Annotated in this window: 13 protein-coding genes and 3 rRNA genes; 7 read left to right on the top strand and 9 right to left on the bottom strand. The window is 69.2% G+C overall.

The window, feature by feature from the left end:
• Positions 1 to 242 precede the first annotated feature (242 nt).
• Together ACQPYD_RS00775 and serB are read left to right on the top strand one after the other, a co-directional pair.
• Positions 243 to 899: a DUF1707 SHOCT-like domain-containing protein gene (locus ACQPYD_RS00775; protein ID WP_433699331.1), complete on the top strand. Its 657-nt coding sequence runs from the start codon at positions 243 to 245 to the stop codon at positions 897 to 899.
• A gap of 113 nt (positions 900 to 1,012) precedes the next feature.
• Positions 1,013 to 2,278, top strand: coding sequence for a phosphoserine phosphatase SerB (gene serB / locus ACQPYD_RS00770; RefSeq protein ID WP_433699330.1), 1,266 nt, complete (start codon positions 1,013 to 1,015; stop codon positions 2,276 to 2,278).
• Between the two features lie 232 nt (positions 2,279 to 2,510).
• Here the strand turns inward: serB and rrf are convergent.
• The 9 genes from rrf to acs form a co-directional block, all read right to left on the bottom strand.
• Positions 2,511 to 2,626, bottom strand: a 5S ribosomal RNA gene (gene rrf / locus ACQPYD_RS00765).
• A gap of 102 nt (positions 2,627 to 2,728) precedes the next feature.
• Positions 2,729 to 5,821: ribosomal RNA gene (locus ACQPYD_RS00760) — 23S ribosomal RNA — on the bottom strand.
• Between the two features lie 364 nt (positions 5,822 to 6,185).
• A 16S ribosomal RNA gene (locus ACQPYD_RS00755) occupies positions 6,186 to 7,717 on the bottom strand.
• Together the 16S, 23S and 5S rRNA genes form the textbook arrangement of a ribosomal RNA operon.
• A 606-nt stretch (positions 7,718 to 8,323) precedes the next feature.
• Positions 8,324 to 8,806, bottom strand: coding sequence for a SixA phosphatase family protein (locus ACQPYD_RS00750; protein ID WP_433699329.1), 483 nt, complete (start codon positions 8,804 to 8,806; stop codon positions 8,324 to 8,326).
• Between the two features lie 210 nt (positions 8,807 to 9,016).
• Positions 9,017 to 11,473, bottom strand: a complete 2,457-nt coding sequence (locus ACQPYD_RS00745; protein ID WP_433699328.1) for a sodium-translocating pyrophosphatase — start codon at positions 11,471 to 11,473, stop codon at positions 9,017 to 9,019.
• 545 nt (positions 11,474 to 12,018) lie between these two features.
• Positions 12,019 to 12,540, bottom strand: a complete 522-nt coding sequence (locus ACQPYD_RS00740) for a DUF309 domain-containing protein (RefSeq protein ID WP_433699327.1) — start codon at positions 12,538 to 12,540, stop codon at positions 12,019 to 12,021.
• 7 nt (positions 12,541 to 12,547) lie between these two features.
• Positions 12,548 to 13,489, bottom strand: coding sequence for an alpha/beta fold hydrolase (locus ACQPYD_RS00735; protein ID WP_433699326.1), 942 nt, complete (start codon positions 13,487 to 13,489; stop codon positions 12,548 to 12,550).
• 9 nt (positions 13,490 to 13,498) lie between these two features.
• On the bottom strand, positions 13,499 to 13,996 hold the full coding sequence (locus tag ACQPYD_RS00730) for a phage holin family protein (protein ID WP_433699325.1): 498 nt from the start codon (positions 13,994 to 13,996) through the stop codon (positions 13,499 to 13,501).
• Between the two features lie 257 nt (positions 13,997 to 14,253).
• Positions 14,254 to 16,224 carry an acetate--CoA ligase gene (gene acs, locus ACQPYD_RS00725; RefSeq protein ID WP_433699324.1) on the bottom strand — a complete coding sequence of 657 codons (1,971 nt, stop codon included), beginning with the start codon at positions 16,222 to 16,224 and terminating at the stop codon, positions 14,254 to 14,256.
• A gap of 208 nt (positions 16,225 to 16,432) precedes the next feature.
• On the opposite strand from acs, the gene ACQPYD_RS00720 reads away from it, so the two are divergent.
• The 5 genes from ACQPYD_RS00720 (at position 16,433) to ACQPYD_RS00700 (ending at position 21,905) form a co-directional block, all read left to right on the top strand.
• Positions 16,433 to 17,245, top strand: coding sequence for an oxidoreductase (locus ACQPYD_RS00720; protein WP_433699323.1), 813 nt, complete (start codon positions 16,433 to 16,435; stop codon positions 17,243 to 17,245).
• Positions 17,246 to 18,109: 864 nt separating this feature from the next.
• Positions 18,110 to 19,237 (top strand): septum site-determining protein Ssd, encoded by a 1,128-nt coding sequence (gene ssd / locus ACQPYD_RS00715; RefSeq protein ID WP_433699322.1) that lies wholly within the window; start codon positions 18,110 to 18,112, stop codon positions 19,235 to 19,237.
• Entirely contained in the window at positions 19,234 to 20,388 is a 1,155-nt protein-coding gene (locus ACQPYD_RS00710) for a TadA family conjugal transfer-associated ATPase (RefSeq protein WP_433699321.1), read from the top strand. The genes ssd and ACQPYD_RS00710 overlap by 4 nt, the downstream gene beginning before the upstream one ends.
• The gene (locus tag ACQPYD_RS00705; protein ID WP_433699320.1) at positions 20,385 to 21,059 is read left to right on the top strand and encodes a type II secretion system F family protein; all 675 of its coding nucleotides are present in this window, start codon (positions 20,385 to 20,387) and stop codon (positions 21,057 to 21,059) included. Before ACQPYD_RS00710 ends, ACQPYD_RS00705 begins: the two co-directional genes overlap by 4 nt.
• A gap of 123 nt (positions 21,060 to 21,182) precedes the next feature.
• Entirely contained in the window at positions 21,183 to 21,905 is a 723-nt protein-coding gene (locus ACQPYD_RS00700; protein ID WP_433699319.1) for a type II secretion system F family protein, read from the top strand.
• Positions 21,906 to 22,002 lie beyond the last annotated feature (97 nt).

The following is a 22,002-nucleotide window of genomic DNA, read 5'->3' as shown; positions in this document are numbered from 1 at the left end:
TGCGCCGCACCGGTGTCCGCCCCTCGGCCTGCCTCGGTTCCCGACGGCCCCCGGAGGACCGGGCCGGGACCGGGGTCGGAGGCGCGAACGCCCGGCGCTCCGGCTCACCCTGGTGAGGGGCGCGGGAATTCTCGGGGTAGGTCCAGGGGATATACCTGATCCATCGCCACGGGAGAGTGCCGATACTGGGTGTGTGGCGCCGGACCCCGGCCCCACCGAGTCGACGAGGAGAACCAGTCATCATGCAGCCCGAGCACATCCGAGCCTCCGACGCGGACCGGGACAAGGTTGCCGAGCGGCTGCGGGAGGCCGTGGCTGAAGGTCGCCTCACCCCGGTGGAGCACGAGGAGCGCCTGGACACCCTGTACAGGGCCAAGACCGTCGGGGAGCTCGCCCCGATCGTCTCGGACCTGCCCGTCACCGGCCAGGGGTACGACTACGCGGCCATGGACCGCCTGTCGTCCGAGTCCCCGAGCGGGATGGAGATCCTGGGGAGCGAGGCCCGCGACCTCGCCGGCCAGAGCAAGGGCTCCGAGAACCTGGTCGCGGTGTTCGGCGGCTGCGAGCGCAAGGGCCGCTGGCTTGTCGAGCCCCGGACCAACGTGTCCGTGCTCTGCGGCGGGGTCGAGCTGGACCTCCGCGAGGCCGTCCTCAGCCAGCACGAGGTGACCATCCAGGTCGCCGTCATCATGGGCGGCGTGGACATCACCGTGCCGCACGGGGTGAGAGTGATCAACAACACCTCGGCGATTCTGGGCGGCGCGGACATGCACGGGACGGACCAGGTCACGGACCCGAACGCCCCGATCATCCGGTTGACGGGCACGTGCATGCTCGGCGGAGTGGACATCAAGGCCAAGGGACCGCGCCGCAAGAAGAAGAACCGGGGCAGCCGTTAGGCGCCGGAGTGACCTACACCTCTCCTCCAGCTGTCCACATGGTGAACTAGCTGGGCGAAGAGCCCTCCCGGCTCGACCGGCCCCTCCCCCGGCCGAGTACCGTGGAAGACGCCATGAATGATGATTCCACGTTGTTGGTGACAGTGACCGGGCACGACCGGCCCGGCATCAGCGCGCGTCTCCTGAGCACCCTCTCCGTCTTCCCGGTGACCATCGTCGACCTCGAACAGGTCGTTCTGGCGGGACGCCTGGTGCTGGGGACGGTTCTCGGGGTCGACGAGCGCGTGGCCCCCGGCGTGAGCCGCCAGCGGGTCTTCGAGGAGGTGCGCAGCGCCCTCGACAAGACCGCGATCGACCTCGACATGGAGGTCGAGTACGTGGACGGGGACGGCAACGGCCGCGTCAACGACTTCGCCTCCGGCCGCCTGCACGTGACCGTCCTGGCAGACCCCCTGCGCCCCGGCGCCCTCGGCGCGATCACGTCGTGCGTGGCGAGGGCCGGAGCGAACATCGACCGGATAGAGCGGCTGTCGAGCTACCCGGTGACCTCCGTGGAGATGGAGATCTCCGGGGGCGACGCCGAGCAGCTGAGGGCCGAGCTCGCCATGGAGGCCTCCACCCAGGGCGTCGACGTCGCGGTGCAGCCCAGCGGCCTGCACCGCCGCGCCAAGCACCTCATCGTCATGGACGTCGACTCCACCCTGATCCAGGGCGAGGTGATCGAGCTCCTGGCGGCCCACGCCGGCTGCGAGCAGGAGGTCGCCCGGGTCACCGAGGAGGCCATGCGCGGCGAACTCGACTTCGAGGAGTCCCTCCGGCGCCGGGTGGCCCTGTTGAAGGGCCTCGACGCCTCCGCCATCGACGCGGTGCGCGAGGAGATCCAGCTGACCCCCGGGGCCCGGACCCTGGTCCGCACCCTGAAGCGCCTGGGCTACGAGTGCGGGATCGTGAGCGGCGGCTTCACCCAGATCACGGACGTGCTCGTGGAACGCCTCGGGCTGGACTACTCCGCGGCGAACACCCTCGAGGTCGTGGACGGGACGCTGACCGGCGAACTGGTCGGCCCGATCATCGACCGGAAGGGCAAGGCCACCACCCTGAAGCGGTTCGCCGCCGAGGCCGGCGTGCCCCTGGAGCAGACGGTCGCCGTCGGCGACGGCGCGAACGACCTGGACATGCTCCAGGTGGCGGGACTGGGCGTCGCGTTCAACGCGAAGCCGGTGGTCCGCCAGCAGGCCGACACCTCCGTGAACGTGCCCTACCTGGACACGATCGCGTTCATCCTCGGCATCACCCGCGAGGAGATCGAGGCCGCCGACCTCCACGGGCTGGCCACCGAACCGGCCTCCCCCTCCTCCCCCGCCACCGCAGGCGTCTGACCGACCCGCGGGCGCGCTACGGGGCGTCCGCGGGGTCGTGGCGTCCGCCGGCGGCAGCTCGTCCACAGGCGGCATCCTCCCCTGGCGCGGAACACCCCCACTCCGCTTTCCTGGAAACAGGGGGACCAACCCACCCCCCACCACCCCGCACACCACCCGATTCACAAACGCACAAACCTGGGCACAAAAAAAGAGGGGGCCGCCCACAAGGCGACCCCCTCCCCACAAAAAACCGTGGCAGCGACCTACTCTCCCACCCCACCACAGGGCAGTACCATCAGCGCAAGGAGACTTAACGACCGGGTTCGGAAAGAGACCGGGTGTGACCCTCCAGCAATAACCACCACGGAAACCAACAACCCACCAGACCCACACCCCACACCACAGTGCAAGGGGATCACAGCGAGCCGAAACTCCGTGAAAAGTGTGCGCGAACATCCAATTATCTGCAGCGGACAAGCCCTCGGCCTATTAGTACCGGTCAGCTCCACCCCTCACAGGGCTTCCACACCCGGCCTATCAACCCCGTCGTCTACAGGGAGCCTTACCCTCTCAAAGGAGGCAGGAGACCTCATCTCGAAGCAAGCTTCCCGCTTAGATGCTTTCAGCGGTTATCCCTCCCGAACGTAGCCAACCAGCCATGCCCTTGGCAGGACAACTGGCACACCAGAGGTTCGTCCGTCCCGGTCCTCTCGTACTAGGGACAGCCCTTCTCAAGTCTCCAACGCGCACAGCGGATAGGGACCGAACTGTCTCACGACGTTCTAAACCCAGCTCGCGTGCCGCTTTAATGGGCGAACAGCCCAACCCTTGGGACCAACTCCAGCCCCAGGATGCGACGAGCCGACATCGAGGTGCCAAACCATCCCGTCGATATGGACTCTTGGGGAAGATCAGCCTGTTATCCCCGGGGTACCTTTTAGCCGTTGAGCGACACCGCTTCCACACGCCGGTGCCGGATCACTAGTCCCAGCTTTCGCTCCTGCTCGACACGTCCGTCTCACAGTCAAGCTCCCTTGTGCACTTACACTCAACACCTGATTACCAACCAGGCTGAGGGAACCTTTGGGCGCCTCCGTTACTCTTTGGGAGGCAACCGCCCCAGTTAAACTACCCACCAGACACTGTCCCCGAACCGGATCACGGTCCAAGGTTAGATGCCCGAAACAGTCAGAGTGGTATTTCACCAACGCCTCCACCGCCACTAGCGTGACAGCTTCACCGGCTCCCACCTATCCTACACAAACCATCCCAAACACCAATGTCAAGCTATAGTGAAGGTCCCGGGGTCTTTCCGTCCTGCTGCGCGAAACGAGCATCTTTACTCGTAGTGCAATTTCACCGGGCCCATGGTTGAGACAGTGGGGAAGTCGTTACGCCATTCGTGCAGGTCGGAACTTACCCGACAAGGAATTTCGCTACCTTAGGATGGTTATAGTTACCACCGCCGTTTACTGGCGCTTAGATTCCCAGCTTCGCAGGAGCGAACTCCCACTAACCGGTCCTCTTAACGTTCCAGCACCGGGCAGGCGTCAGTCCGTATACAGCGTCTTACGACTTCGCACGGACCTGTGTTTTTAATAAACAGTCGCTTCCCCCCGCTATCTGCGACCCCACCCAGCTCAGACCGCAAAGGCCATCACCAGACAGGGCTCCCCTTCTCCCGAAGTTACGGGGACAATTTGCCGAGTTCCTTAACCATGGTTCACCCGAACGCCTCGGTATTCTCTACCTGACCACCTGCGTCGGTTTAGGGTACTGGCCACACACGAACTCGCTAGAGGCTTTTCTCGACAGCATGGGATCACTCACTTCACCGAAAACGGCTCGGCATCACGTCTCAGCCTTCACGGGAGGCGGATTTGCCAACCCCCCAGCCTACACGCTTACCCCCGGACAACCACCGCCGGGTAGAGCTACCCTCCTGCGTCACCCCATCACTTACCTACTACAAGCTCGGATCCCAGACCAGCCACAAACAGAACCCGAAGGTCCCATAAGGAGCCGGCGTGGTTAGCATCACCTGATTCGATACTGGGCGCTCGTGCACGGGTACGGGAATATCAACCCGTTATCCATCGACTACGCCTGTCGGCCTCGCCTTAGGTCCAGACTCACCCTGGGCGGATTAACCTGCCCCAGGAACCCTTAGTCAATCGGCGGCAACGTTTCTCACGTTGCTTTCGCTACTCATGCCTGCATTCTCACTCGCACACCCTCCACCACACGATCACTCGGCAGCTTCACCGGATGCACGACGCTCCCCTACCACACCAACACAAGGTTGGCATCCACAGCTTCGGCGGTGTGCTTAAGCCCCGCTACATTATCGGCGCAGAACCACTTGACCAGTGAGCTATTACGCACTCTTTAAAGGATGGCTGCTTCTAAGCCAACCTCCTGGTTGTCTCAGCAACTCCACAACCTTTCCCACTTAGCACACGCTTAGGGGCCTTAGCTGATGATCTGGGCTGTTTCCCTCTCGACTACGAAGCTTATCCCCCGCAGTCTCACTGCCGCGCTTCACTTAACCGGCATTCGGAGTTTGTCTGACGTCAGTAACCTTGTAGGGCCCATCAGCCAAACAGTAGCTCTACCTCCAGCAAGAAACACGCGACGCTGCACCTAAATGCATTTCGGGGAGAACCAGCTATCACGGAGTTTGATTGGCCTTTCACCCCTACCCACACCTCATCCCCCAGGTTTTCAACCCTGGTGGGTTCGGGCCTCCACGAGGTCTTACCCCCGCTTCACCCTGGACATGGGTAGATCACTCCGCTTCGGGTCCACAGCATGCGACTCAAACGCCCTATTCAGACTCGGTTTCCCTACGGCTACCCCACCCGGGTTAACCTCGCCACACACCATGACTCGCAGGCTCATTCTTCAAAAGGCACGCCATCACCAAAGACAAGCTCCAGCTCTGACGGCTTGACAGCACACGGTTTCAGGTACTATTTCACGACCCCTCACCGGGGCACTTTTCACCTTTCCCTCACGGTACTAGTGCACTATCGGTCATCAGGACGTATTTTGGCTTAGCAGGTGGTCCTGCCAGATTCACACGGACTTTCACGGGCTCCGCGCTACTCGGGAGAACACCAACGCCTAGACTCTTCCTTCACCTACGGGACTCTCACCCACTACGGTTCCGCTTCCCAACGGATTCAGCTAAAAGAATCACTCAGCGCTCCAGATCGGCAGACCTGGAAAGATGCATCCCACAACCCCGCACACGCAACGACTGCCGTCTATCACACGCGCACGGTTTAGCCTCTTCCCCGTTCGCTCACCACTACTAGGGGAATCACTGTTGTTTACTCTTCCTACGGGTACTGAGATGTTTCACTTCCCCGCGTCACCACCAACTACCCTATACATTCAGGTAGCGGCAACCCGACACAACTCGGGCTAGGTTTCCCCATTCGGACACCCACGGATCAAAGCTCGGTTGACAGCTCCCCGTGGCCTATCGCGGCCTCCCACGTCCTTCATCGGCGCCTGATGCCAAGGCATCCACCGTGTGCCACTATCACTTGGCCACTACAGATAACAAGATGCTCGCGCACACTATTCACAAGTCAAAACACCAACCGCACACCCTCGCACCACATCCCCCACCACCGGCCGGCACACTCACGTGCACCCACCCGCAACGAAGAAGAGTTCCTCGGGGCGGTCCGCGGAAACAAACCGACCACCCGCCCCCCGCAAGGGAGAGCCAGATGGTCGAGGTTGCTTCCTCAGACACCCAACAGCGCGCCCCCCGACGCTTCTAGTCGCCGGAGGCAAAGCTTGATTCTCTAAAGCCACTCCCGAAAACAGGCGATCCGAAGACCGGCCCGAACGGGTCCACTTACGAGTCCGACCAGCCATAGGAAGAGGCTGATCTTCAAAGACTCCTTAGAAAGGAGGTGATCCAGCCGCACCTTCCGGTACGGCTACCTTGTTACGACTTCGTCCCAATCGCCAGCCCCACCTTCACTCATTCCCTCCCCGAAGGGTTAGGCCACAAGTTTCGGGTGTTGCCGACTTTCATGACGTGACGGGCGGTGTGTACAAGGCCCGGGAACGTATTCACCGCGGCGTTGCTGATCCGCGATTACTAGCGACTCCACCTTCATGGGGTCGAGTTGCAGACCCCAATCCGAACTGAGACCGGCTTTTAGGGATTCGCTCCACCTTGCGGTCTCGCACGCCCATTGTACCGGCCATTGTAGCATGTTTGCAGCCCAAGACATAAGGGGCATGATGACTTGACGTCGTCCCCACCTTCCTCCGAGTTGACCCCGGCAGTCTCCTATGAGTCCCCACCATAACGTGCTGGCAACATAGAATAGGGGTTGCGCTCGTTGCGGGACTTAACCCAACATCTCACGACACGAGCTGACGACAGCCATGCACCACCTGTCACCCACCAACTAAATGACCCTGTATCTCTACAGGTCCACGGGCGATGTCAAACCTTGGTAAGGTTCTTCGCGTTGCGTCGAATTAAGCAACATGCTCCGCCGCTTGTGCGGGCCCCCGTCAATTCCTTTGAGTTTTAGCCTTGCGGCCGTACTCCCCAGGCGGGGCGCTTAATGCGTTAGCTGCGGCGCGGAAACCGTGGAAAGTCCCCACACCTAGCGCCCAACGTTTACGGCATGGACTACCAGGGTATCTAATCCTGTTCGCTCCCCATGCTTTCGCTCCTCAGCGTCAGGTAAGGCCCAGAGACCCGCCTTCGCCACCGGTGTTCCTCCTGATATCTGCGCATTTCACCGCTACACCAGGAATTCCAGTCTCCCCTACCTACCTCTAGCATGCCCGTATCCACTGCAGAACCGGAGTTAAGCCCCGGTCTTTCACAGCAGACGCGACACGCCGCCTACGAGCTCTTTACGCCCAATAATTCCGGACAACGCTCGGACCCTACGTATTACCGCGGCTGCTGGCACGTAGTTAGCCGGTCCTTATTCCCCACCTACCGTCAACCCCCAGAGAACTGGGAGCCTGCGTTGGTGGTAAAAGAGGTTTACAACCCGAAGGCCGTCATCCCCCACGCGGCGTCGCTGCGTCAGGCTTTCGCCCATTGCGCAATATTCCCCACTGCTGCCTCCCGCAGGAGTCTGGGCCGTGTCTCAGTCCCAGTGTGGCCGGTCGCCCTCTCAGGCCGGCTACCCGTAATCGCCTTGGTAGGCCGTTACCCCACCAACAAGCTGATAGGCCGCGAGCCCATCCCTGACCGAAAAACTTTCCACGCACCGCCATGAGGCGGTGTGTCGTATCCGGTATTAGACGGCGTTTCCACCGCTTATCCCAGAGTCAGGGGCAGGTTGCTCACGTGTTACTCACCCGTTCGCCGCTCGTGTACCCCGAAGGGCCTTACCGCTCGACTTGCATGTGTTAAGCACGCCGCCAGCGTTCGTCCTGAGCCAGGATCAAACTCTCCATAAAGGTCATACCATCCGTCCCGGCGACCAGGGGTCGGCCTGGGGCGGATAAACCTAGAAGTAATCCTGACCAACCGGGTTGCCCCGATTAATCAAAGGAACCCTTCACACCGAACCACTGTTCGGGTGACGGGGCCAAAACAAACATGGCTTAAAGAAAATCAAACACGCGCTGTTGAGTTCTCAAGAAACAACCGCTCTTCCCGTACAAGCGCCAGCCTTTTCGGCTGTCTGCTCTTCCGTGGAAGGCGTCTGCGTTTCCGCTTTGTTGTGTCTTTACTTTATCAGGTGTTCCGCGCCCCGCCAAATCGGCGGTTTGTGGTGGTTCTGATCGGGGTAAAGCCCGTTTGCTTCGTCTGCTTTTGTCCGAATGGACTGGGCTTTTGAAGCGACTCCCTGAGTTTACATGGCCAGAACAGTGCTCGAACCGCGAGGCTCGAAAGTTCGTTCTGGTGAAAACCGGGGTTCCGGCACGGCCGCGAGCGCGTCCGTTTCGCCGGAGGGGAGTGCCGCCGCTCCTCGTGGCCTTGGGCCGGTCGGAGGCGACTCGGAGAACATTACCCCCGGGCAAGTGCACTGGCAACCTGACAGGCGCGTGTCGTGGGTCACATCAGTTGAGCAGGATGCCGGCGCCCGTTCCGGGCGCCGCGTAGAGCCACTCGACCTCCAGGTCCACGGCCGCGATCGTGCCGGGAGCGTAGGACACGAGGGCCTCGTTCCCCACGAAGCCGGCGGCCACCTGGGCCACGGTGGGGTTGTGCGCCACGACCAGCAGGGTGCGCACTCCGGCGTCGACCCGGTTCACGAGTTCCAGGAGCGTGTCCACACCGGCCGAGTACGCCTCCTCCGAGTAGTCGACCTCGGGCCGGGGCCCCGGCTCCATCGCGCCGAGCACGCCGTCCAGGGTCTGCCTGGTGCGCCTGGCGCCGGAGCAGAGGACATGGTCCGGCGCGTATCCCCGCCGGGAGAGCATCCGTCCGACCGCGTCCGCCTGAGCCCTGCCCAGATCGGTCAGGCCCCGCTCGTAGTCGGCGCCGTGCCCGTTCTCCGCCTCCGCGTGCCGCATCAGCAGCAGTGTGCGCGCCCCGCTCACGGCATCAGGCTGGTCGCGACGACGGCGAGCACGCCGATGAACCCCACCATGACCGCCAGGATGGCGAGCAGGCCCTTCAGCCCTGACATCACAGAACCCCTTTTCCACCTCGTCCGCGCGGGAAGCACACCCGCGGAACCAGGTTAGGCGGCCTCCCGCACACGGCGGCGGCCGCCCGGGTTCCCGGACGGCCGCCATCGGGGGATCGCGCTACTTGCCGTCTCCGGCGTGCGCCTCCTCCCTGCGGTCGGACTCCTTCTGGTCCGTCCCCGCGTCCTGTGCGGCTCCGTCCGTCGCCGGGGACCCCTCTCCCGGAGCGGGGGCGCCGCCGCCGGCCTCGGGGGCGTCCTTGGGGGCGGACTGCCCGCCCAGCTCCGCGAGCTGCGTCTCGGTCCCGGAGCCGCGGCTCTTGGACCAGAGGACCGCGCCGACGAGCACACCCACGGCGAGCACGGTCACCACGGTCCGGAGGACCACGTTGTCCGCGTAGATCACCACGCTGGGCGCCACGATCAGCGCGACGAGGTTCATGACCTTGAGCAGGGGGTTGATGGCCGGCCCCGCGGTGTCCTTGAACGGGTCGCCGACGGTGTCGCCGATGATCGTGGCCTCGTGGGCGGCCGAGCCCTTGCCGCCGTGGTGGCCGTCCTCGACGAGCTTCTTGGCGTTGTCCCAGGCCCCGCCGGAGTTGGACAGGAAAACGGCCATGAGCACGCCCGCGGCGATGGCGCCGCCGAGGAACGCGCCCAGGGGGGCGTAGCCGAAGGCGAACCCGACCGCGATCGGCGCCAGGACCGCGAGGAGGCCCGGGGTGACCAGTTCGCGCAGGGAGTCCTTGGTGCAGATGTCGACCACCCGCGCGTACTCCGGCAGCTCGGTGCCGTCCATGATCCCGGGGCGCGTGCGGAACTGGTTGCGCACCTCCAGGACGACGCGGCCGGCGGCGCGGCCGACCGCCATGATGGCCAGGCCGGAGAAGAAGAACACCACGCTGGCGCCGATGATGACGCCGACGAGCACGTCCGGCTGGTCGATGGAGAGCGAGAACGCCTGCTCGCCTTCGCCGAGCTGCTCCTGGACGGAGGTGCGGAAGGCGCCGAACAGGGCGGTGGCGGCCAGCACGGCCGTCGCGATCGCGATGCCCTTGGTGATCGCCTTGGTCGTGTTGCCGACGGCGTCGAGTCCGGTGAGGATCTCGGCTCCCTCGCCCTCCACGTCGCCGGACATCTCGGCTATGCCCTGGGCGTTGTCGGAGACCGGGCCGAAGGTGTCCATCGCGACGATGATGCCGACGGTGGTGAGGAGCCCGGTGCCGGCGAGGGCGACGGCGAACAGGCTCAGCGTGATGGAGCCGCCGCCGAGGAGGAACGCCGCGTACACGGCCCCGGCGATGAGCAGGGCGGAGTAGACGGCGGACTCCAGGCCGACGGAGATGCCGGAGAGGATGACGGTGGCCGCGCCGGTCTCGGAGCTCGCGCCGATGTCCCGGACGGGGCGCTTGTCGGTCTCGGTGAAGTAGCCGGTGAGCAGCTGGATGGCTGCGGCGAGCACCAGGCCGATGAGCACCGCGGCGATCGCGATGAACCTCGGGTCGGGGGCGGTGCCCGCGGCCTCGATCTCGGCGAGGACCTGCGGACTGACCCCGGACAGCTCCTCGAAGCTGCCGGGCAGGTACCAGAGGGAGGTGCCGACGACGAGCAGGGCGGAGATGCCCGCGGAGATGAAGAAGCCGCGGTTGATCGCGGTCATCGCCGACCGGTCCCGCGCTCGGGGGGCGACCAGGAAGATGCCGATGATCGCCGTGATGACGCCGATCATGGGAACGAGGAGCGGGAACACCAGGCCCTCGGTGCCGAACGCCACCCGGCCGAGGATCAGCGAGGCGACGAGCACGACGGCGTAGGACTCGAAGAGGTCGGCGGCCATGCCGGCGCAGTCGCCGACGTTGTCGCCCACGTTGTCGGCGATGGTGGCGGCGTTGCGGGGGTCGTCCTCGGGGATGCCCTGCTCGACCTTGCCGACGAGGTCGGCCCCGACGTCGGCGGCCTTGGTGAAGATTCCGCCGCCGACACGCATGAACATGGCCAGGAGGGCGGCGCCGAAGCCGAAGCCCTCCAGGACGATGGGGGCGTCGCCCCGGTAGAGCACGACGACGAGGGCCGCGCCGAACAGGCCGAGGCCGACGGTGATCATGCCGGCCACTCCGCCGGTGCGGAAGGCGATCCGCATGGCCCTGTGGTTGGACGCCCCGTCGCCGCCGCGGGCCGCCGCCGCGACCCGTACGTTGCCGCGCACGGCCAGCCACATGCCGATGAAGCCGGTGGCGGACGACAGCACGGCGCCCAGGGCGAAGAAGACCGACCGGCCGATCCGGATGTCCCACGAGTCGGCGGGCAGCAGGAGGAGGAGCAGCGGGATGACGACGACGAAGACCGCGAGGGTGCGGAACTGTCGTGTCAGGTACGCGCTCGCGCCCTCCTGCACTGCGAGCGCGATGTTGCGCATCCGCTCGGTGCCCTGTTCCGCGGCGAGGACCTCACGAACCAGCATCCCCGCGACGGCGAGGGCCAGAAGCGCCACCACCATGACGATGATGACGAGTGTGAAGTCGGTGCCTGCCAGCGATAGGGCCGTGCCGCTTGGCGCGGCGAGGTTGAGCCCAGACAATCCGTCCTCCTTGAGACGGGCACGACCTTTTCGGCCCCGTCCATGGGAAACGCGGGGGAACGGTTCGCCGCGTGGACGCCGGACCAGCGCGCCGCCGTGGACGTACCGCCGTCCGGAAGGAGCCTGAGCTGGCCCGACAGCACGCTTGGCGGGGTCGAAGCGGTGCCACCTTTGGTTGTGGTGCACACCGTCCGCGCTGCTCGCTCACGGGCGGTGATCCGGGGATTCTACGCACGATCCCGAATAAAGGTGAGTGTCGTTTCGGGATTTCCCCAAGACAAACCAAAGATGTGATCTTACGGTGATCCCAGAAGCAGGATAATTTTCCTTATCGGGGATTTTCAGCTTGAATAACATCGCATAATGCATTAATGCTATGTTAACGCTAAAACACACATTAAGGAATGAAACGGGAATCAGCCTCACCAGCCACACTGGCATCCGCGGCCACGGGAGAACACGGTTCTCCCCTGGAGGGCCTCCGTGCCGTCGTGCGCCGTCCGGGGCGGCGCGGTCCCGGACCGCAGCCCCCCGGCGCCGCCCGCCTACCCCCCGAGCAGGCGCATCCCCGCCGGGTCGATCGCGTCGCCCCGCTCCGCCCGGCCGGCGTCCAGGTCGTCCGCCAGCCCCCGGGCGAAGGCAGCCACGCCGGCCGTGTCCACCCCGTGCGGGGCGTCCGGCCCGAACCCCTCCACCCGGTCCGCGCCCCGCCTCAGCAGGCGCGCGGCGCCGACGCCGTTCCCGCGCTGCGCGTGGGTGACGCCCACGGCCACCTGGGCGAGGCCCCGCCACAGCTCCCTCTCGGGCTCGGGCGAGGACTTCCACACGGCTTCGAGAACCTCGTGGGCGGTGAAGGCGTACCCTCCGTCGAGCAGCCGCTGGGCCTCCGACAGGCCTTCGGCCGCGGAGAACACGGCGTCGTCGGGCACCCGGTCGACCTCGCCCGCGCTCCCGTGCGGCAGCGGCCGCCCGTAGCGGTCGCGGGGGCGCTGGTTCTGCGCGCGCCCGGTCTCGTCGCGGTCCCGGCCGGACCCGTCCCGGCCCTCCGACGCGGATGCCGTCGCCATCACTGCCTCACCGCCGTTCCCCGTCGCCCTTCCGGGCTCCGTCGACCTGTCCGCCGCCGAGCCGCCCCAGCCACCCCACGAGCTCGCGGGAGACCTCCTCCGGGCGTTCCTCGTGCGGGAAGTGTCCCGCACCCGGGATCGGCGCCCAGCGGTGGGCCCCCGTGACGGCGCGACGGGAGGCGCGGGCCGCCTCGGGCGGGCACACCGGGTCGAGCTCGCCGTGGATCTGGAGGACGGGGACGCTGACCGGCGACCGCATGCGCGCGTTGTAGCGGAGCCCGTCCGGACGCCACCGCGAGCGGAAGATCCAGCGGTGGTACTCCAGGGAGCAGTGGGAGACCTTCGGGATGGCGAAGGCCTGCCGGTAGGCCTCCTCGGCCTCGGCGCCGGGCCAACCGGGGGCCGACCACTCGCGCAGGAGGTCGCCCACGCGGACGCACCCGTCGGCCAGGAGCCTGTGCTCCGGAAGGATCGGCACCTGCGCCCGGAGCATGTGCCGCACACCGGGTCCGCCCGAGGCGACGATCCGCGCGGTGCGCAGCGGGTGCGGGGCGGAGACCGCCGCCAGGGCGCGCACCGCGCCGGGGTGGTAGGCCGTCATCGTCCAGCCGACGAGTCCGCCCACCCCGTGTCCCACCACCGCGGCGTCCTCGTAGCCCAGGGCCCGGACCAGGCCGGCGGCGTCCTGGGCGAGGGTCACGAGATCGTAGCCGCGGGGGGTCTTGTCACTGGCCCCGTAGCCGCGCATGTCGACGGCGACGGCGCGGAACCCGGCCTCGGCGAGCGGTCCCAGCTGGTGCCGCCACGCCCACCAGAACTGGGGGAAGCCGTGCAGGAGGAGCACGAGGGGGCCCTCACCGGCCTCCGCCACGTGGAAGCGCGCGCCCGCGGCCTTGACGGTCCGGTGCGTCCACGGGCCGTCGAGGTAGGCGGCGGAGTCGTCCAACACCGTGTGCGGCTAGCGCGGCGCCGCCGCGGTGGCCCCGGCGGTGTCGGCGCCCCCGACGGTGTCGAGGTCGTCACCGGTCCTGGGCGGCCGGATCTCGCCGCGCAGGATGCCGGCGAGGCGGGAGGTGGTCAGCGCGGTGCGCTGGAGGCCCTGGCGCTTGCGGAAGTTGACGAGGCCGTACAGCCCGAAGACCACCGCGAGGAGCAGGTAGAACAGCGTGACGATGCCGAGGCACGCCCAGGCCGGGAGCGCGAACAGCTCGTAGAGCGCGAAGGCGATGGTCACCGAGAGCAGGATGACGAAGATGTGGGCCAGGACAGCGACGACCGCGAACCCGGCGACGCCCTTGCCGATCCTGGCCGCGTCGGCCTTGGCCTCCAGCTTGGCGAGCTGGATCTCCAGCCGCACCAGCCGGGAGAGGTTGTCGGTGGCGTCGGAGACCAGCGCGCCGATGGAACGGTCGGTGCCGGCGGCGTCGGGCTCGCCGGTACCCGGCTTGTCCACCATCGTGGGGGTTCCCTTCTCTCGGTCCGAACACGCGGATGATCCTCCGCATCCTCGCACATGCCCCGCCACCCATGTCCCTCACGGCACGCACAACGGCAGAGGTCCGTTTCGTCACGGGGGTGAGTGCGCGCCCGGCCGCGCCGCCGGGCCGCGCGACCCGACGACGGCGGCGGCGCCCCGGCCCTCGCCGGGGCCGGGGCGCCGCGTCCGCCGGGGCGTCCCGTCACAAGTCCTGTGGCGGGGCCGCGGCACGGGTCCTAGTCGTCCCCGCGTGCGGACGGCAGCTGCTTGGCGATCACGTCCATGATGGAGGAGTCGGTCAGCGTCGAGGTGTCGCCGACCGCCCGCTCCTCGGCGATGTCGCGCAGGAGCCGCCGCATGATCTTGCCGGAGCGCGTCTTGGGCAGCTCCGGCACCGCCAGGAGCCGGGCGGGCTTGGCGATCGGGCCGAGCGAGGTGCCGACGTGGTTGCGGAGTTCCTTGACCAGCTCCTCCGGAACCTCCTCGCCCCCGTCCCGGAGGATCACGAAGGCCACGATCGCCTGGCCGGTGACCTTGTCCGCGGCGCCGACGACGGCGGCCTCCGCCACCCTCGGGTGGGAGACGAGCGCCGACTCGACCTCGGTGGTGGAGATGTTGTGGCCGGAGACGAGCATGACGTCGTCCACGCGGCCCAGCAGCCACAGGTCGCCGTCCTTGTCCTTCTTCGCACCGTCGCCGGGGAAGTACAGGCCCTCGAAGCGCGACCAGTAGGTGTCCTCGTAGCGCTGGGGGTCGCCCCAGATGCCGCGGAGCATCGCCGGCCACGGCTCGCGGATGACGATGAAGCCGCCGTCGCCGTCGGGAACGGACCGGCCCGCCTCGTCCACCACGTCGGCCACGATGCCGGGAAGGGCGCGCATGGCCGCGCCGGGCTTGCCGGAGGTCACTCCGGGCAGGGGGCTGACCATGATGGCGCCGGTCTCGGTCTGCCACCAGGTGTCCACGACCGGGGTGCGGTTGCCCCCGATGTTCTCCCGGTACCAGATGTAGGCCTCGGGGTTGATGGGCTCGCCCACCGAGCCGATGACGCGCAGGCTGGACAGGTCGAATCCGGCGGGGATGTCGTCGCCCCACTTCATGAACGTGCGGATCGCCGTGGGCGCCATGTAGGCGATGGTGACCCCGTACTTCTGGATGATCTCCCAGAAGCGGCCCCGGTGCGGCGTGTCGGGGGTGCCCTCGTACAGCACGGTGGTCGCGGCGTTGGCGAGCGGCCCGTACACGATGTAGGAGTGGCCGGTCACCCACCCGATGTCGGCGGCGCACCAGTAGACGTCGGTCTCGGCCTTGAGGTCGAACACCGCCCAGTGGGTGTAGGCCGCCTGGGTGAGGTAGCCGCCCGTGGTGTGGAGGATGCCCTTCGGCTTCGCCGTGGTGCCGCTGGTGTACATGATGTACAGCGGGTCCTCGGCGTCGTGCGCCTCCGGGGTGTGCTCGGTGCTCTGGGACTCCACGGCGTCGTGCCACCACACGTCGCGGTCGGTCCACTCGACGTCCTGGCCGGTGCGGCGGACGACGAGGACGTTCTCCACGGCGGGCCGGTCGGCGACCGCGGCGTCCACGGCGGGCTTGAGGGCGCTGGCCTTGCCGCGCCGGTAGCCGCCGTCCGCGGTCACGACCAGCTTGGCCCGGCTGTCGTCCAGCCGCTGGCCGAGCGCGTCCACGGAGAAGCCGCCGAAGACGACCATGTGGACGGCCCCGATGCGGGCGCAGGCGAGCATCGCGACGACGGTCTCGGGGATCATCGGCATGTAGATGGCGACGCGGTCGCCCTTGCCGACCCCGAGGCCGGTCATGGCGTTGGCCGCCTGGGAGACCATGTCCTTCAGCTCCGCGTAGGTGATGCTGCGGGTGTCGCCGGGCTCGCCCTCCCAGTGGTAGGCGACCCGCTCGCCCAGCCCGTTGGCGACATGGCGGTCCACGCAGTTGACGGAGGCGTTGAGCTTGCCCCCGACGAACCACTTGGCGTAGGGCGGGTCCCAGTCCAGGACGGTGTCCCAGGGGTGCTCCCACTGCAACCGGCGGGCCTGCTCCTCCCAGAAGCCGAGGCGGTCCTCGGCGGCCCGCCCGTAGGCCTCGGCCTTCACGTTGGCCTCGGCCGCGAGTTCGGGCGGCGGGGGGAAGCTGCGCGTCTCGTGGAGAAGGTTGGACAGTGTCTCCTGGCTCGGGGGAGTGCTGTCGGCCACTGTGATTCTCCTTACGTCGACTGGTTCACACCCAATTAATCATGCGGTCCATACCGCGTGAACAGCCGGGGTGCAGCGCGTCGCCGGGGACCGGCGGGCGAGCGGCGAACGGCCGGTGAACGGTCGCCGGTCAGCGACGAGCGGTCGGTGCGCTCCTACCCGCGGGGACGGGGGCGGCCGGTGTTACCGGCGCGTAGTGTTGTTCTCCGTGAGCGAATCGACTTCTGCCTCCCCTTCCGACCCCCTGGCCCGCGTCGCGGCCCTGCCCGGTGTGAGCGACGCGGTCGCCGAGACGCGGACCCTGGTCGACCGGCTGCTGGGGCACCGCATCCTGCGACGTCGCAGCAGCGACGTGTCCATGGAGTCCGCACTGCGCGGCGCGTGCGCGTCGGCGGCGCTGGAGGGCGCCGAGGTCTCGATGGAGGAGATCCGCGAGGGACACGTGTACGACACGCGCATCAAGGGGGCCCTGCGGGTGTCCGGCGAGCTGGGGTCCCTCGTCGACACCTGGCCGAAGGCGCCGCGCCAGGCCCTGGCCCGTCTGCACACGCTCGCCGCGACCGAGGCGGTCTCCGAGGACGCCCTGGGGCGGCCCCGACTGGCGGGGGAGCGTGTCGAGGACCCGCTCTCACTCGGTCCAGCCCCCGCGCCGGAGGCGGCGCTCGCCCGGTTGGAGGGCCTGTACGCGCTCCTGGGCGCGCGCACGTCCGTCCCGGCCCTGGTGACGTCGGCGCTGGTCCACGGCGAACTGATGGCGATCCGGCCGTTCGGGTGGGGCGACGGCCTGGTGGCGCGCGCGGCCGAGCGGCTGACCCTGGTCGAACGGGGCCTGGACCCGAAGTCGCTGGTGCCGTCCGAGCTGGGCCACCAGACCCTGCGGGACGAGTACGGACCGGCCCTGCGCGGCTACATGGGCGGCACCCCCGAGGGCGTCGCGGGATGGGTCGTCTACTGCTGCCGGGCGGTGCGGGCGGGGGCCCAGGACTCACTGGCGACCTGCGAGGCCCTCAAACGCGGGTGAGCCCCCGAAAAGGTCGAATCGTCGACCATTCCTTTATCAACCAACAGTGACACAATCGTTGTTGGCCACGGACGATCCGGCCGGGCGCGCATTTCCGCGGGTCGCCCGGCGCGTCCGGGCGAGCACGTGGAACGGCGCCCCGCGTGACTCTCGGGGCGCCGTCTCCGACACGTTCCACCGGGTTAGCAAGCGACCATTTCCATAGTCTGGCCAGGCAGTACATCCGGTTGTCCGACCTAGACGGGCCACACGCGGCCGGGTGGTGCGTGGGTTCCCGGGTGCCGTGTCGGGGTGGTTCTCAGCCACCGTCTGCTTTCTTTGTACGCCCTCCACCCCTCTGGGAAAAGGCGGTTGACCCGACTTTTCCGCCTGGATTCCCGAACCAATACGCGGCACCGCGTGGTAGCGTCTGTTCCGTCGTCGACCAGGGGTTCCGCCGTACCGCAAGAACCCCGCCGCGAAACCCGCCCCGGTTCGCCGGTGCCCGGTTTCCGGGAGGCGTCGACGACAAAGGTCTTTCGGCGGTCGTGGGAGCACGTCTCTCCACAGGCCCTCCCGGAGGACGGGCCCGGTCCTCCCCCCAGGGCCGGAACTCGCGTGGCGGCCTTCGCTCCCCCTGCGGAGGCGGACCCCGCGCCCGCTCCTCCCGCCTGCCGGGCGGGCATGCGTATTCGCCCCCGTGTACGCACCCCGCCCGCCAGGTGGGCCTCCTCCGCCCCGCCGCGGCTCCTCCTCATCGCCCCGCTCCGGGTTTCTGCGCGCCGCGCTCCGCCGACGGCGTTGTCCACAGCTCCGGACCGGGGCTTCTCACGAGCGCTCCGGTCGGGGAGGGTCGAAGAAAGACCCCGCCCCCCGGAGAGCCCGATGGACACCCGCCCCCTGCCGCTGATCGCGACCGCCGACCCCCTCCTCCTCGACGACCTGCTCAGGCTGGCCACCGCCGCCGCCACCGAGGTCGCCGTCGCCCGCACCCCCGACCGTGCGCTGAGCCTGTGGCGGCACGCCCCGCTCGTGGTGGTGGGCGCCGAGCTGCGCGCCTCCCTGCGCACCGCCGACCCTCCCCCGGGGCGCCACGTGTTCGTGTCGCGCACCGACGGGGGCGAGGACCCGCGCGGACGGGAGGGCCGCCCGTACGGTCAGGACCCGGCCCACGGAGGCGCGACGGCCGCCGAGGGACCCGGCACGCTCCTCCTGCCCAGGGACGAGCCCGTGCTGGTGGACCTCCTCACCCGGGCGGCGTCGACCACCTCCGCCCCGGCCCCCACCGTGTCGGTGATCGGAGGGCGCGGCGGAGCCGGTACCAGTCTCCTCGCGGTCGCCCTCGCCCTCGCCGGCGCCCGCGCCGACCGGGACACCGCCCTCCTCGACGCCGACCCCCTCGGATGCGGATCCGACCTCTACCTCGGCTGCGACGGCGCTCCGCCGCGCGCGCCCGGGCGGCGCACCGGCTGGGGCGACCTCGTCCGGCGCCGCGGCCGCGTCCGCTGGCAGGACCTGCGGGCGGGGCTGCCCGGCACGCCCGGGGTCTCGGTGCTGACCTGGTCCCGCGAGCCGGGGCCCGCCGCCCCTCTGCCCGTCGGCGCGGCCCGCTCCGCCCTGTCCAGCGCGCGGGACGGCGCCGACCTGGTGGTGGCCGACCTGCCGCGCTCGTTCGACCCCGCCACCGTCGTGTTCCTCAACCGCTCCGACCTCGTGCTCGTCGTGGTCCCGGCCGACGTGCCCTCGGTCGTGGCGGCGACCCGGGTGGTCTCCCGGCTGCGGGAGGAGGCCGCGGCCGTCCGGGTCGTGGTGCGCGGTGCCCGCGGCGACCTGAGCGCCGACGTGGTGGCGTCCACCCTCGGTCTCGACCTCGGCGCGGACCTGCCGCAGGAACCCCGGCTCGACCGGATCCTGGCGGCCGGAGACGTCCCGGCGCGCCACCCCAGGTCCCCCCTGGCCCGGTTCGCCGACCTCGTGGTGGCGTCCCTCCCGTTCCCGGAGCCCGTCCCGTGAGCCCGCTCGTGGAGGCGGTGCGCAACCGCCTCGTGGCTTCCGGGGCGCCGGTGAGCCCGGCCAACGTCGCGGCGGCGCTGAGGGCCGAAGGAGGCCTGCTGGGCGACACCGAAGTACTGTCCATGACCCGGCGGCTGGCGGCCGACCTGTCCGGGGCGGGGCCGCTGGAGGAGCTCATGTCCTCCTCGGGGGTCACCGACATCCTCGTCAACGGGCCCGACGAGGTGTGGGTGGACGACGGCGGCGGCCTGCGGCGGGCCGGGGTGCGGTTCGAGTCGGCGGACGCGGTCCGACGGCTGGCCCAGCGGCTGGCCGCGCAGGCGGGCCGGCGGCTGGACGCCGCCGTCCCCTACGTGGACGCCAGGCTCCCCGGCGGTGCCCGCCTGCACGCGGTGCTGCCCCCGGTGTCCCCCGCCGGCGCCTGCGTGTCCCTGCGCCTGCCGCCCCGTCGGGTGTTCTCCCTGGAGCGCCTCACCGAACACGGCACGGTCACCGGTCGCGGCGCGGCCCTGCTGCGGGCGCTCGTGGCGTCCCGTGCGGCCTTCCTCGTGAGCGGCGGGACGGGTACCGGCAAGACCACGCTCCTGTCGAGCCTCCTGTCCCTCGTGGACCCGGGTGAGCGCCTCGTACTCGCCGAGGACTCCCCCGAGCTCCGCCCCGACCACCCGCACGTGGTGAGGCTCCAGACCCGCCCGGCCAACATCGAGGGGAGCGGAGAGGTGTCCCTGGAGGTCCTGGTGCGGCAGGCCCTGCGGATGCGGCCCGACCGGCTGGTGGTGGGCGAGGCGCGCGGGCCGGAGATCGTGTCCCTGCTGGGAGCCCTCAACACCGGTCACGAAGGCGGCGCCGGCACGCTCCACGCCAACGGCGCCGGGGACGTCCCCGCCCGGGTGGAGGCGCTCGGCTGCGGTGCCGGGCTCGACCGGGCCGCGGTGCACAGCCAGCTGGCCGCCACCAGGGTCATGGTCGTGCACCTGGTCCGGGACGCCGGGACCCGTCGCCTCGCCGAACTCCGGGTGCTGCGCCGCGACCCGGCCGGGCTCGTGCACGCGGTGCCCGCGGTGTCGTTCGGCCGGGACGGCTCCTGCCGGGAGCACCCCGGGGCCGAGGAGGTGGCGGCCCGGCTGGGCGACGGGTGGCGACAGCGGTGAGCGCGCTGGCGGTGAGCGCGGCGTGCGCGGGGCTCCTGGTCCTGCTGTTCGCGGTCCCGGCGCCTCAGCGCATCCGCCTGGGCGCCGTACTGGACCGACCGCGGCGTCCCGTGCGCGGGGAGGGACCGCGGTCCCTGGTGCCCCGTCCCGGGGAGGCCTCCGAACGCCGGCGGGCCGTGGTCGTGCTGTGCCGGGTCCTGGCCGCCGAACTGCGCGCCGGGCAGCCCCCGCAGGAGGCGCTGCGGATCGCCGCCGCCGAGGCCGGACCGCCGGTGGGCGCGGTGGACGACGCGGAGTCGCTGCGCCGCGAGGCCGACCGCGATCCGGACCTGCGCGCGCTGGCCTACCTGGCCGTGTGCTGGGAGGTGGCGGCCGACACCGGCGCCGGGCTGGCCGAGGTGGTCGACGCGCTGGCCGCCAACCTCACCGAACAGGAGGAGCAGCGGGCCGAGGCGGAGGCGCGGACGAGCGGTCCGCGCACGACCGCGATCGTCCTGACGTGCCTCCCGGTGGCCGGGGTGCTGATGTCCTCCGGCCTCGGCGGGTCCCCGTTGGAGTTCCTGTTCACCACACCGCTGGGGGTGGCCTGCCTGGTGTGCGGCGTGTTCCTCGACCTCCTGGGTTTCTGGTGGGCGCTGCGCATGCTGCGCTCGGCGACAGCTCCACCGTGACCGGGCGCGGAGAGGGGGACGGCCGCGACCGCCGGCGGCGGAGACGGAGGGGCGGCGGAGGGGCGGGGCGGAGGGGGCGGGGCGGCCCCGCATGGGAAACGGTGTGGAAGGGGAGTGGACGTGATGACGGTGGTGACCGCGGCGCTGTTCGGCGCCGCCGCCGCGTGGGTGGCGACGGGCCGGGGAGGCGCCCCGGGGACACGGCTGGCGGGCGCCGGGCCGGAGGGCGGGCCGTCCCTCCGCACCGGTCTGCCTCTGCGGGCCCTGGCCCTGACTCTGGCAGGCGTGCTCGCGGTGGCCGCGTCGGCCACCCTGTTCGGCCCGGTCGGCGGCGTCGTCGCGGTCGGGGGGTGCGCCGTGCTGTGGGTGCGGGCCCGCCGTGCCGGGGAACGACCCGACCGGCTCCCGGTGACCTCCGACCTGCCCGTGGTGATCGGGCTCATCTCCTCGGGGATCCGCGCCGGGGCGACCCTGCCCGTCTGCCTCACGGCGGTCTCCGGGGCGGCGGGCGGAAGGCTGGGCGCGGAGCTGTCAGCGGTCGCCGAACAGCTGCGGCTGGGGGCCGATCCGGCGTCGGCCTGGAGCCGCTCGTCCCTTCCCGCCCCGCTGGCCGCGGCGGGACGGGACCTGGCCCGGGCCGCCGACACCGGCGCGCCGGTCGCCGACCTCCTGGACCGCCACGTGGTCGACCTGCGGCGGGCCCTGCGCACCCGCGCGACAGCGCGGGTGGAGCGGTTGGGGGTGCTGGTGGTCGCGCCGCTGGGCCTGTGCTTCCTTCCCGCCTTCGTGCTGATCGGCATCGTCCCGATGGCCGCCGAGCTGCTCTCCCGGGCGCTGGGGGGCTGACCACCCCTCCGGGAGCGCTGCGGCCCCCGGCAGGAGGCTCTCCCGGAAGCCCGGGGCGGACCGCCGGGACCGCGTCTCCGAGGACGGCGGCCGCACC

Source organism: Nocardiopsis sp. CA-288880 (genome assembly GCF_050955985.1).
In the GTDB taxonomy this organism is placed as follows: Bacteria; Actinomycetota; Actinomycetes; order Streptosporangiales; family Streptosporangiaceae; genus Nocardiopsis; species Nocardiopsis tropica.
Note: the sequence above shows the minus strand (reverse complement) of the source record. Positions and strands in the feature narration are given on the sequence as shown.

Bases quoted from the DNA above. Each gene is read 5' to 3' on its own strand.
- ACQPYD_RS00775 (WP_433699331.1), top strand. From the start codon at position 243: ATGCAGCCCGAGCACATCCGAGCCTCCGACGCGGACCGGGACAAGGTT.
- serB (WP_433699330.1), top strand. From the start codon at position 1,013: ATGAATGATGATTCCACGTTGTTGGTGACAGTGACCGGGCACGACCGG.
- ACQPYD_RS00740 (WP_433699327.1), bottom strand. From the start codon at position 12,540: ATGGCGACGGCATCCGCGTCGGAGGGCCGGGACGGGTCCGGCCGGGAC.
- ACQPYD_RS00730 (WP_433699325.1), bottom strand. From the start codon at position 13,996: ATGGTGGACAAGCCGGGTACCGGCGAGCCCGACGCCGCCGGCACCGAC.
- ssd (WP_433699322.1), top strand. From the start codon at position 18,110: ATGGACACCCGCCCCCTGCCGCTGATCGCGACCGCCGACCCCCTCCTC.
- ACQPYD_RS00700 (WP_433699319.1), top strand. From the start codon at position 21,183: ATGACGGTGGTGACCGCGGCGCTGTTCGGCGCCGCCGCCGCGTGGGTG.